This window comes from Arthrobacter sp. BG5 (assembly GCF_056680155.1).
Genome location: NZ_CM155268.1, coordinates 3252557 through 3264822, shown reverse-complemented (window position 1 = coordinate 3264822; position 12266 = coordinate 3252557). Strand labels below are relative to the sequence as shown.

Annotated in this window: 6 protein-coding genes; 1 reads left to right on the top strand and 5 read right to left on the bottom strand. The window is 69.0% G+C overall.

From position 1 onward, the window contains the following. Nucleotides 1-24: 24 nt before the first annotated feature. The 5 genes from AC1MBE_RS14970 to AC1MBE_RS14950 all read right to left on the bottom strand — a co-directional run bounded on the left by AC1MBE_RS14970 (nt 25) and on the right by AC1MBE_RS14950 (nt 10301). Nucleotides 25-6231, bottom strand: a complete 6207-nt coding sequence (locus tag AC1MBE_RS14970) for an Ig-like domain-containing protein (RefSeq protein WP_479779297.1) — start codon at nt 6229-6231, stop codon at nt 25-27. A 150-nt stretch (nt 6232-6381) separates the two neighbouring features. Continuing rightward, nucleotides 6382-7707, bottom strand: coding sequence for an adenylate/guanylate cyclase domain-containing protein (locus tag AC1MBE_RS14965; protein ID WP_479779296.1), 1326 nt, complete (start codon nt 7705-7707; stop codon nt 6382-6384). Then, nucleotides 7697-8293: a PH domain-containing protein gene (locus AC1MBE_RS14960; protein WP_479779294.1), complete on the bottom strand. Its 597-nt coding sequence runs from the start codon at nt 8291-8293 to the stop codon at nt 7697-7699. The genes AC1MBE_RS14965 and AC1MBE_RS14960 overlap by 11 nt, the downstream gene beginning before the upstream one ends. After that, on the bottom strand, nt 8286-9203 hold the full coding sequence (locus tag AC1MBE_RS14955; RefSeq protein WP_479779292.1) for a biotin--[acetyl-CoA-carboxylase] ligase: 918 nt from the start codon (nt 9201-9203) through the stop codon (nt 8286-8288). Before AC1MBE_RS14955 ends, AC1MBE_RS14960 begins: the two co-directional genes overlap by 8 nt. A gap of 192 nt (nt 9204-9395) precedes the next feature. Then, the gene (locus tag AC1MBE_RS14950) at nt 9396-10301 is read right to left on the bottom strand and encodes an SDR family oxidoreductase (RefSeq protein WP_479779290.1); all 906 of its coding nucleotides are present in this window, start codon (nt 10299-10301) and stop codon (nt 9396-9398) included. Between the two features lie 370 nt (nt 10302-10671). Between AC1MBE_RS14950 and AC1MBE_RS14945 the strand changes: the two genes are divergently transcribed. Then, nucleotides 10672-12255: an acyl-CoA carboxylase subunit beta gene (locus AC1MBE_RS14945; protein ID WP_479779288.1), complete on the top strand. Its 1584-nt coding sequence runs from the start codon at nt 10672-10674 to the stop codon at nt 12253-12255. Nucleotides 12256-12266: the final 11 nt, after the last annotated feature.

Sequence of the window (12266 nt, the reverse complement as noted above, 5' to 3'; positions counted from 1 at the left end):
CCGGCCGGTGCCGGCCCGGGCCGGCTATGGCGTGGCTCCGGTCGGGAAGGTGCACAGCGGCACGCCGCTTTGCGCCGGGGAGCCGAGGGTGGTGTGCAGCGACTGGATCCAGCGGGTCCCGTTCGGTGAGCCGCGCATGATGTAGTACCACTGTCCGTCGCCGCTGTAGGTGGTGCCGTGCGGCTTCCAGCACATGATGTCGAAGCTGTCGAAGTGCGACATCCAGGGCCGGTCGTAGCCGCTCTTGCCGTCGCAGGTGAACTTCTTGGGGTCATAGGAGGTGGCGCCGGGCAGGTCGGTGCAGCTGCGGTCCATGCCGGAGTTGAGTCGGGTGGACCAGCGCGTTTTCTCCGCCCCGGACTGGGCGGACGCCGAGGCGATCGGGCCGCCGGTGCCGCGCGAGTTGACTGTCTGGACCTGGATCGTGTGCCGCTCGTTGAAGCCGCTGGTATTGACCGTGCGGCTGCCGGAGGCGGCCACCCGTTCCCAGCCGCCGTCGTCGATCTTGATCTGGGTATAGGCGATGTCGTGGCTTCCGGCGTCCGGCGAGGCCCAGTTCAGCGTCAGGTTCCGCTGGTTCTCCGCCCCGTCGCTGCCGGAAGCGGACGGGGTCCCCGGCGAGCCGTACGGGTTCGCGTTGGCCCCGGCGCTGGCGTCCGAGCTGGGCGCGACGGACGAGTTGGCCGTCACCGTGATGGTGGTGGCGGCGCCGTTGGCGAAGCCGCCGACGGTCTGGCCGGGCTTGATCGGGCCGGCCTGGCCGGTGCTGGCCCGGTAGGTGTAGCCCACCTCGGAGTAGGCGGAGCCGTTGCGTTCCGCGGCGCTGAGCTCGCGGAAGTTGATGGTGACGGCACGCCCGGCGCCGCCGGTGTTGGCCTCGGTGGCGCTCACGCCGGAGACCTGGCTGAGTTTGCCGGTGGCGCGGCGCGGGGCGGACGCGGCGCTGACGGCGCCCTTGCCGGCCTTGTTCTCGGCCTGGACGGTGAAGGTGTAGGAGGCTTCGGAGTTATTGGCGGTGAAGTTCGCCGTCCGCACAGTGCCGGCGACCCGCTGGGTCTGGTCCGCACCGCCGCCGCCGCTCATGGTGACGTAGTAGTTCTTGATCGCGTCGCCGTTGGTGTACGGCTCGTCCCAGGTCACCTTGAGCTGGTTGGAGGTGCCGACGGCGGACGCCACCGACGTCGTCGGCGCGCCCGGGGCGGCCGGGACGCCGGCCGGGTTGTCCTCGGCGGAGTACTGTCCCCAGTCCGAGGGGCCCAGTTCGTTAACGGCCTGGGCCCGGACCTTGTACCGCACGCCGTTGCTGAGGCCCGGCCAGGTGTAATTCAGCCCGGTCACACCATTCTTCACGGCGACCCCGCTGGCCGGCGGCGGCGAGATTTCCAGGTTGTAGTTCTTCACCGCGGAGCCCTCGGTCTTCGCCGCGGGCCAGGCGATCACCATGTTCTTGTCGCCGGCCTTGACCGTGGGAGCCTCCGGCGGCGACGGTTTTTCATCCGGCCGGATCTCGTTGGAAGCGGGCGAGGGGTCGGATTCGTTGACCTCGTTGGTGGCGGTGACGGTGAAGACGTATTTCACGTCATTGGTCAGTCCGCTCAAGGTGCAGGTGGTGGTGGCGCAGTCCTGGCTGAAGCCGTTGCCGGAACGCACGGTGTACTTGGTGATGGCGGCCCCGTTGTCCGACGGCGGCGTCCATTTGAGCACGGCCGTGCGGCTGCGGACATCCGTGGCGGACGGTGCCGACGGCGCGTCGGGCTTGTCCCGGACGGTGATCCGGACCCGGCCGTCGGTCTGCCGGGACAGGTCCCCGGTCTTGTCCATCACGGTGTAGCGCACCACCATCACGCCCTTGAAACCGGCGGCCGGGGTGACGGTGATGGAGTCGCCGGCCACCGCGGGCTGGCCGGCGGCCGAACCGGTCTCCACCGTGGCGGCGACGATCCGCAAGGGCGTCTCCGCGAAGGGGTTGAAGTCGTTGGCGAGGACGTTGACGGTCTCCGCCTTGCCGGCGTCGGCCTTCTCCACGACGTCCTCGTTGGCGACCGGCAGCGGCCGGTTGGAGGCCGTGACGGTGGCCGTGACGGTGGCCCGGACCGGCTCGGAGCGGCCGTCGGTGACCTTGAGCGGGATGCTCCCCTTCCAGCCGGCGGCCTTGGCGGCGTCCGCCGTCACTTTCAGGGTGGCGCCGTCGATGCTGGCCTTGAAGCCTTCCGGCAGGGTGCCGTCGAGTTCGAACCGGAGTTTGTCCTGGTCCCCGGAGTCCACGTCCTTGGCCAGGTTGGCGAGCTCCAGGCTTGCGGACTCGGCCTTGGGCACGTCCAGGGTGGCGCCGCTGAAGGTGGGCGGATGGTTGGCGTTGGGGTCCGGGATGACCCTGGTGATGATGCTGAGGGTGGACTTGAGCCCCGCCGGGTCTTCGGGTCCGGTGCCGTCGGTGACCTCGAAGGTGACCGAGCCGGGTCCCACGTAGTCCTTCAGGGCGGCGTAGCGCAGGGCGCTGCCGTTGCCGGCCACGACGTTCTCCGGCTGTGCGCCCTGGACCTTGACCTTGTCCACCTGGGTGATCCGCGGCGTGCGGCCGTCCCGGACGCGGACGTACTCGGCCAGGTCCAGGGTGACGTCCTTGCCGGCCATCACTTCGACGGGCTCGGTCCTGGCCAGGGTAGGGTGCTGTTCGCCCTGGCCAGGGACCCAGATGACGGCGGTCGCGCTTTGGCCGTCCACGTCGGTGACGGTGTAGGGAACCAGCTGGTCCGTCGGCGCAAGGGCCACCCGGACGGTGCCGTCGCCGGCCACGCGGGCGTTCGGGTTGCCGTCGGGCAGGCCGATCTTGAGCTCGGCGGCGATCCCGTCCGGGTCGGCGTCGTTCTTCAGCACGGGGACGTCGACGGCGGATTTGCCCAGCGTCTCCGCCGGGGTGACCACGTCGTCCTTCGCGAGCGGGCGCTTGAGCGTGGCGTCCGGGCTGACCCGGACCCGGATCACGGCGCTGCCCTGGGCTTTTTTGTCGTCCTGGATCTTGTAGCTGATGCTCTCGTTCCCGGCGGCACCGGGCGCCGTGAGCAGCACCTTGCCGCCGTCGGCGGGCTCGACGGCGAGCTCCGGCCGGGCTTCGAAGCCGTTGCCGACCAGGCTGATCGGGTCCCCGTCGGGGTCCGAGTCGTTGGTGAGGGCGTCGACGGCGACCTTGCGACCGGGCCGGACGTCCACGGCGTCGTCCACCGCGATGGGTTTCTGGTTGTTGGTTTCCTGCGGCGCGATGCCGACGATCACGGTGCCGGTGTTTTCGGCGCCGATCCGGTCCCGGACCCGGTAGCTGAAGGTGTCCGTGCCGGCGGCGGTGCCGGCGGCGGTGAATTCGAGGTAGCCGTCCTTGACCACCGCCGTCCCCATGGCGGGGGCCTTGTCCACCCCGGTCAGCTGAACCGAATCGCCGTCGGTGTCCACGCCGTCCAGCGGCACCGGGATGCGCACGGTCATGCCGGCCACCACGCGGGCGGTCAGGTTCTTCGGTTCGGGGCGGGTGTTGCGTTCATCGTCGCGGGCCCGGATCCGGATGGATACCTGTTGGGAGTCGGACTGGCCGGAGGCGTTGGTGACCTTGTAGATGGCGTAGACCGTTTTGGGGACCTCGCCGGCGATGAAGCGCAGGGTCTGGCCGGAGGTGAAGATGCGGCCGTCGGCGGCGTCCGGTTGTTGTGCCAGTTCCGGTTCGAGCGTGAGCCTGCCGCCGTTGGGGTCGGTGTCGTTGTCCAGCACGGGGATGGTGACGACGTCGCCGGCGCGGACGGTGGCCTCGTCGGGTTTGGCTTGCGGGGCCTGCAGCTTCGACGGTGCGGGGACCACCAGGACGGCGATTTCGCCGCTCGCGGAGGACTTGCCGTTGGAGATCGTGTACTTGACGTTGAGCTGGCCCTGGGCGCGGATGTCGGTGATCCGGATGACCGAGTGGTCCAAGACGGCCACGCTCAGCGGCAGGCCGTCCGCCGCGGTCACGGACTGGACCACCAGGACGCCGCCGGAGGGGTCGGAGTCGTTGCCGAGCACGTCCACCAGCACGCTGCCGCCGGAGGGCAGCAGCGCGGTGTCGCGGACCGCCACCGGCGCGCCGTCGCCGCCGCCGGGGACGACGTCGACGCGGACCAGCTGCTGGGCGCTGGCCGGTCCGTTGGTGACGAGGTAAGAGACGTAGTGGGCGCCCTGGGCGGTGGAGTTGAAGGTGAAGGTCTGCTGGTCGGCGCCCAGGGTGGCGGTGGAGTTGCCGTCCGGGGTGACCTGCGCCAGCCGCAGCGCACCGCCCTGCGGGTCGGAGTCGTTCTTCAGCGGGGCAATCACCGTGTTCACGCCGGCGACGGCCACGAGGTGGTCCGCGTTCGCGATCGGCGGCAGGGCCCCGGGCGGGCGCACCTCGACGGTGACCTTGCCCTCGGACGTGGACCGGCCGTCGGAGACGGTGACGGTAACCGTTTTGCGGCCGGGTTCGGAGCCGGAATCCTGGAAACTGAGCAGGCCGTCGGGCCGGACCTTCACCTGGTCACGGGGGTCGCTGCCGGTCGCGCCGACGACGAACAGATCGTCGCCGTCGGGGTCGGTCCAGTCGGTGAGGATGTTCTGGCTGACCGTCTTGCCGGTCTGGACCACCAGGGTGGTGTTCCGGTTGGGTTTTTGCCGCGGCGCGGAGTTTTCCCCGGGCGGGACGATGTTGAGCGTGACGTCGGCGGAGGCGGAGAGGCCGCGGCCGTCGTCGACGGTGTATTTGAAGGTTTCGGTCCCTGCCTTGTCCGCGCCGACGCTGACCTGGTAGCCGGTGGCGCCGTAGATCGGCGCGAGCAGCCCGGATTTGAGCGGCTCCGGGGTGCGGACGGTGAGGATATCGCCGTCGGGGTCGGTGTCGTTGTCCAGGACCGGAAGGATGGTGGTCTTGCCGGCACGGACCCCGAAGGTGTCCGGTTTGGCGACCGGCGGGCTGTTGGGTTTGGTGCGGTCCGGCAGGACGGTCTGCTGCACCTCGTCGGCGGAATCCTTGTCCGCGTCGTCCGAGGTTTGCTGCGGCGGGATGACATCGTCCCAGTTGTTCACCAGCTGCATGTTCTGGTTCACCAGCCACACATTGCCCGAATTCACATCATTAAGCACCACCAGCTCCCGGTTCACCCGGAACACATAACTGGGCGACGCAGACGCCTTCGGCACCGCAACATTCCGGTCACCGGCATCATCGACGCAATCCCGCACATACTTATTCGCCCCGGACCACGCCGCATGCACACACCCGCCCAACTGCACCGGCGCCGCCGGAACCCCCTGCCCGCCAAACGTCACAGTCTTCGCCGCCGAACCATCCAACGGCACCTCAAGCAGCGCCTTCGACGTCGCCACCGCCACCGCATCCGCCCCCGGACCGGGCTGCTGCAACCGCGCGTCCCGCGCCTCCGCCAACAACACCTCACGCCCGCCCGGCAAAAACAACTTCCCCGCGCCCGCGTCCAGCACCACCGGCCGGTCCCCCACCACACTCAGCTGCAGATCCCCCGCACCCTTCAACCCCTCCCAGGTCTCCGCCTGCGAATCCGTCACCCGGCCCTCGGCATCCACCGACGTCACCGTCACCCGCCCCGACCCGGGATCAGCACTGTAAATCCGGTCATCAGAGCCCACCGCCGAGACCGTGCCCGCCGCCCCCGCCAGCACCGGCTCGGAGTTCTCCTCATCAAAACCATTCACCGTCGACGGCGACAACGCCCACACCCGGCCCCGCGCCGCATCCGTCACCGCAATCACCCGCGACCCGAAACTCACCACCGCCGAACCCGGCAACTTCTTATCCCCGCCCAACCGCATCTGCGCCGCCGACACCTGGTTCAACGTCGAACCCGAGGCATCATCAACAAACACCGTCCCCGCATCCTGCAACACATCAAACGTCGTCGACGCCGGCGTCACCGCACCATCCAACACCCGCGACGGATAATTCAACCGCCCCACCGCGTTCTTCGCCTTCGACACCACCCACACACCACCATCGTTCAACTCCACCTCAGCAGTCTTGAACCCCGGATAAATAACCGCCCCCGTCACCAACACCGCCGCCACAGCCGCCAACGAGGTGCCGGTCAGGTATTTTTTCCGGTTCCGGGCCTGCGTGCCGGTCCGGTTGGTGGGGTTGTTCTTCCAGGCAGGGCGGAAGCCGGGGCGTGTTTTTGCCCGCACGGCATCGAGGATGCGTTTCATGTTTCCTGCTGTCCCCCAGTGTCACGCCCGCCGGGCGTGGTGAAGTGCTCTTGGCGTGGCCGGATCACCACGACTATGACATATTGACCATCGAATTGAGAAACCCTGCCGGCCGGTTTGCGCGGGCGGCGCCGGCCGTCGCCGGGATCCTTAGTCCAGGACCAGGCCCTTTCCGCTGCCGCGCTGCAGCTCCACGGGGTGGATCTCGCCGAAGCCGCGGACGTTTTCGGCGTCCCGGGGCAGCAGCACAAAGCGCTCGTCGTGTTCCAGGGCGGCGGCCGTCATGGAGTCGACCAGCACGGTGCCCGGGTCGGCGAGCGCCGTGAGGCGGGCTGCCAGGTTCACGGTGGGCCCGTAGATGTCGCCCAGCCGGGAGAGGATGCGGCCCCATACCATCGCCACCCGGGCCTGGGGCAGGATTTCGTCCTCGTTGAAGGCCTGCGAGAGGGCCAGCGAGATCTCGGCGCCGGCGGCGGGTGTTTCGGCGATGTAGAGGACTTCGTCGCCGACCGTTTTGACGAGGCGGCCGCCGCCGACGGAGATGATTTCGGCGCACTTGTTCTCGAAGCGCTGCACCAGCTGCGCGAGGGTCTTTTCGTTCATTCGGCGGGACAGGCTGGTGTAGGAGACCAGGTCCGCGAAGCCGACGGCGCGCGCGAGCGGCAGCGGGGCGTCGTCCTCGTCCCCCTCGCGGCCTTCCTCGCTGGAGGCCAGGCCTGCCTCGGCGCGCACGGCGAGTCGCTGCACCCCGGCGTTGAGCTGGCGGCGCCAGGAGTAGACCAGCATTTCCTCGAGCGCGTCCACAAGGGAGGGCAGTTCGCTGACCAGCCGTTTACGGGCGACGGCGTCGGTGACGCCCTGTTTCTGGACCATGTCCTCCACCAGGGCCTCGATCTGCCAGACCACCATGCGGTCCGTCATCTGGCCGATGGCGCGGGTGACGGAGATGGCGGCTTCCTCGGTGAGTTTGCCGGTGCGGACCAGGTCCACGATCGTGTTCAGCGCGGTCTGGTCCTTCTCGGTGAATGCCACGTCCTCGTCGCCGAGGTTGGGGAACCCGAGGGCGCGCCAGAGTTTCCGGGCCGACAGCAGCGACAACCCGGCGCCGGCGGCCACCTCGCGGCGGCGCAGCTTGCGTTCGCCGCCCAGCAGCCGCTGTTCCAGGGCCTTGGCGGCGAGGCGTTCCGCGGACATGGTGCCGGTGGGGGGCGCGGCCGGGGGCTCTTCGACCGCAGCCGGGCCGTCGTCGTCCGCGTCGTCTGCCGGGTCTGCGCCGTCGTCGTCGCTTTCGTCGTCAGCGTCGGAGGCATCGGCGTTGGGAGCTCCAGCAGCGCCGGCGGCAGCGTCGTCGTCGGAGGCGGCGACGGAGTCCAGCACGGCGGCTTCCAGGGAGGCGGTGTCCAGGACCGCTTCGGGGACGTCCGAGGGTTCGGCCGCCAGGAGTCCGGTGTCAGGGTGCACGTGCTCAGCGTTCATCTCTTCCACCTTCTCTCATTTCCCATGGCCACCCGCCGGAGCCGGGCATCGTGTCGTCGGCCTCAAGCAGTTCGCCCTCCGGAAGTTCGTCTATCGCGTCGAGGATGAAGTTCCGGAACGTCATCACCTCGGGGACGTCCGGAATCACGGTGCCGGAGGGGTACCCGGTCTCCAAGGATATATTCCCCGAGCGCAAGGACCGTTGGAGCAGTGTCTGTTCGATGAACACATTACGGACTGCGGCCAGCGGAACCTGTTGGTCGCGCCGGCGCAACATGCCGTAACGGGCAACCAGGCGCCGGCTGGTCAGCGTGTAGCGGCTGGCGTGCCAGGTCACGACTTTGGGCAGGCAGGCAGCCAGTAGCACCCACGCCGCGAGCGCCAGGCAGCCGCCGATCAGCCACGGCGTCCACTCCGGGGTGATGAGCGGGACGAGCCTGGCCGGGCCGCCTTTCAGGATCCAGGCGCAGGCGAAGGCGGTCAGGGCGCAGACCAGGATGAACAGCAGTGCCGGGACAATAAGTGTCCGCGGTTGCGGGCGGGTAACCACAATGACTTGCTCGCCCGGGAGGAGCTCTTTACGCATAGCCGCTTTCGCCGCCGGCTTCGCCGGGAGGGGTCCAGGGGCGCAGGTGCACGACGTCGCCGGCGGTCACCACGTGCTCGTGCCCGGCGGAGTCGACCACCAGCAGGGAACCGTACTCGTCCAGCCGGGTGGCGTGGCCGATGATTTCGTGGTCGCCCGGGAGCTGGGCCCGGACCTGCTTGCCGAGGGTGGTGAGCACGTGTTCCACCCGCTTGTGCAGCGAGGGACCGCCGGCCATGCCCGCGGCGGGGTCGCCGTCGGCGTTGCAGAAGCTGCGGTAGAGCGTGGCGAACCGGGAGAGGTAGCTCTTCAGCAGCGCGGTCCGGTCCAGTGTCGTCGGGTGTTCCAGCAGGATGGAGGTGGCCGTGGGCACCGGAAGCTCGGCCTCGGTGAGGGTGACGTTCAGGCCGGTGCCAAGCACCACGGGCGGCACGGCGCCGTCACCCATCGGGCCCAGCTGCGCGAGGATCCCGGCGATCTTTTTGCCGCGGACCAGGACGTCGTTGGGCCATTTGAGCTCGGCGGGGATCCCGGCGGTTTCCAGCAACGCCTCCCGCAGCGCGAGGGCGGCAAGCAGCGAGAGCCAGGAATAGCTTTGGGTGGGCAGCGGGCGGCCCTCGGCGTTGACCGGCCGGAGCACGATCGAGACGGAAAGTGAGCTGCGCGCCGGGGCTTCCCAGTGCCGGTCCAGCCGGCCGCGGGCGGCGCTTTGGAACTCGGCGGTGAGCACGGACAGATCCGGCCAGGCCCGGGGATCCACGGCCACGCCGCGCAGCAGGTCCGCATTGGTTGACCCGGTGGACTCCACCACGGTCAGCTGCGGGATGCCGTGGGCGGAGAGGAATGCGGCGTCGCCCAGCGCCTCCTGGTCCAGGGGTGGACGGTCCGGTGTCTCGTGCGCGGCGTGCATGCTTGAATCCTACCGAGTAACCGACACCGCAGCGCCGGGCCGGGCGCACCGGCCCGGCGGAACGTCCCCATCTTTGGACGCCGCTGCCGGCGGGTCGGACCGACACGCCGCGGTATTCCGGCGTCGAACACGCAAGAGTGGGGAATTCCGGCTGCCCGGGCCGTCCCTGAGCGGCGGGAAGCCGCCGGAAACTCAGAGGAAAATGTCAGGAACCAGCTGGTCTTCCGGCGCACCCAGGCTGTACGGCGTGAAGTCCGTGACACCGGCCGCGGCCAGCACCTGCTCGTCGGTGTAGAAGTTGCCGCTCCAGCTGCCGGATTCGGGGATGGCGTTGCTGGCGGTCAGCACGGCGTGGGCGGCGTCGGCCATGATCTGCGGGCCGCGCGCGCCGCGGACGATCTGCTCGCCGCCGGGCATGTTGCGGATCGCGGCGGTGTCGATCAGGGTGCAGGGCCAGAGCGAGTTCACGCTGATGCCGTCCACCTTGAGTTCCTCGGCCAGGCCCAGGGTGGTCAGGCTCATGCCGTACTTGGCCATGGTGTAGGCCAGGTGCAGGCCTGCCCATTTGGGGTCCAGGTTCAGCGGCGGCGAGAGCGTGAGGATCTGTCCGGCCGCGGATTCGCGCAGCGCCGGCAGGGCGAGCTTGCTGAGCAGGAAGGTGCCGCGGACGTTGATGTCCTGCATCAGGTCGTAGCGTTTCATGTCCACGGCGTCGGTCTTGGACAGGTCGATCGCGGAGGCGTTGTTGATCACGATGTCGATCCCGCCGAAGCGTTCGACGGCGGCGGCGACGGCGCCGGCGACGTCGTCGTCGTTGCGCACATCACCGACCAGCGGCAGCGCCTGTCCCCCGGCCGCCTCGATCTGTTCGGCGGCGGAGTAGACGGTGCCCTCGAGTTTGGCGTGCGGCTGGCCGGTCTTGGCCAGCAGCGCGATGTTGGCGCCGTCCCGGGCGGCACGGATGGCGATCGCCAGGCCGATGCCGCGGCTGCCGCCGGACATCAGGATGGTGCGGCCGGCCAGGGAACCCGAGGCCTGGTACGGCCCCTGCTGGCGGGAGTGTGGGGACGTGGCCGAAGCGTCGTTGCTTGAAGTCATAGGCCCACCTTAGCCGATGTTACTGGTCAGTAACATACGCGGCGGCCCGCGGCGGTGTGGCGTTCCTGCCCGGTTCTTGGCTGACCGGGCCGGAAAATGCGCCCCGCGGCCGCGGAAACCCAGGGGCCCGGCCGGGTGCGGCAGGGGTGCCACGGCGAAGAACCGGGCGGGAACGCCGCGGCCGGGGACGGCTGGTCCGGCGAGAGTCGTGGGGAAAATTGTAGGTTTTCTACAGCGGCGCGGGCGAATACCGTCACTAGACTTGCCAGCACGGCCATGTTTTTGTGTGGAATCCACTTAAGCGCCACCGCACGGGCCAGCGACAGCCGTAACGAAGAACAGCTAAGAACAACAGAGCCGGAGACACTTGATGAGCCACGATCTGACCACGACTGCGGGAAAGATTGCCGATTTCCGCGACCGCCAGGCCCGTGCCGAGCAGCCCTCCGGCCCGGAAGCGATCGAGAAACAGCACGCGCGCGGCAAGAACACCGCCCGCGAGCGCATCGAACTGCTGCTCGACGCCGGATCCTTCGTGGAGTTCGACGCCCTCGCCGTGCACCGCTCCACCGCGTTCGGCATGGAGAAGAAGAAGCCGCTGGGCGACGGCCTGGTCTCCGGCTACGGCACCGTGGACGGCCGGCCCGTGGCCGTCTACAGCCAGGATTTCTCCGTCTACGGCGGGTCGCTGAGCCAGGTCAACGGCGAGAAGATCGTCAAGGTCCAGGAGTTCGCGCTGCGCAACGGCTGCCCCGTGGTAGGTATCCTCGACGGCGGCGGCGCCCGGATCCAGGAAGGCGTCGCCTCGCTGGCCATGTTCGCGGACATCTTCCGCAACAACGTCCACGCCTCCGGCGTCGTCCCGCAGATTTCACTGATTATGGGGCCCTCCGCCGGCGGCGCCGCCTACTCCCCCGCCCTGACCGATTACGTGGTCATGGTGGACAAGACCTCGCACATGTTCATCACCGGCCCGGACGTGATCAAGACCGTCACCGGCGAAGACGTGGACATGGAGACCCTTGGCGGGGCGCGGCAGCACAACGCGAACACCGGCACCTCCACCTACCTCGCCGCTGACGAGGCGGACGCCGTCGAGTTCGTCCGCGAACTGCTGGACTTCCTGCCCTCCAACAACCTCGCCGAGGCCCCGGTGCTGGAACACAGCCAGCAGCCGGAGCTCGACGACGACGACCTCGCCCTCGATGTGCTCATCCCGGACTCCGCCAACCAGCCGTACGACATGCGCAAGGTGATCGAGCAGATCGTCGACGACGCGCATTTCCTGGAGATGCAGTCGCTCTACGCGCCGAACGTGATCATCGGCTACGGCCGCGTCGAGGGCCACACCGTGGGGATCGTGGCCAACCAGCCGATGCAGTTCGCGGGCACCCTGGACATCGCCGCCTCGGAAAAGGCCGCCCGCTTCGTGCGGCACTGCGACGCCTTCAACATCCCCATCATCACGCTCGTGGACGTGCCGGGCTTCCTGCCGGGCAAAGACCAGGAATTCCAGGGCATCATCCGCCGCGGCGCCAAGCTCCTCTACGCCTACGCCGAGGCCACCGTGCCCAAGCTGACGGTGATCACCCGCAAGGCCTACGGCGGCGCCTACATCGTGATGGGCTCCAAGAAGCTCGGCGCGGACCTCAACCTGGCCTGGCCCACCGCGCAGATTGGCGTGATGGGCGCCCAGGGCGCGGTCAACATCCTGTACCGCCGCGAGCTCGCCGCGGTCGCGGAGGCCGGCGGCGACGTCGAGGCCAAGCGCGCCGAGGTCATCCGGCAGTACGAGGAGGAGCTGCTCAACCCCTACCAGGCTGCCCAGCTCGGCTACGTGGACGCGGTGATCGCCCCCTCCGAGACCCGGCTGCAAATCGTCAAGGGCCTGCGCGCCCTGCGCGACAAAAGAGCCAGCCTGCCCGCCAAGAAGCACGGGAACATCCCGCTGTGACGGCACCCGAG

Bases quoted from the DNA above. Each gene is read 5' to 3' on its own strand.
- AC1MBE_RS14970 (WP_479779297.1), bottom strand. From the start codon at position 6,231: ATGAAACGCATCCTCGATGCCGTGCGGGCAAAAACACGCCCCGGCTTC.
- AC1MBE_RS14965 (WP_479779296.1), bottom strand. From the start codon at position 7,707: ATGAACGCTGAGCACGTGCACCCTGACACCGGACTCCTGGCGGCCGAA.
- AC1MBE_RS14960 (WP_479779294.1), bottom strand. From the start codon at position 8,293: ATGCGTAAAGAGCTCCTCCCGGGCGAGCAAGTCATTGTGGTTACCCGC.
- AC1MBE_RS14955 (WP_479779292.1), bottom strand. From the start codon at position 9,203: ATGCACGCCGCGCACGAGACACCGGACCGTCCACCCCTGGACCAGGAG.
- AC1MBE_RS14950 (WP_479779290.1), bottom strand. From the start codon at position 10,301: ATGACTTCAAGCAACGACGCTTCGGCCACGTCCCCACACTCCCGCCAG.
- AC1MBE_RS14945 (WP_479779288.1), top strand. From the start codon at position 10,672: ATGAGCCACGATCTGACCACGACTGCGGGAAAGATTGCCGATTTCCGC.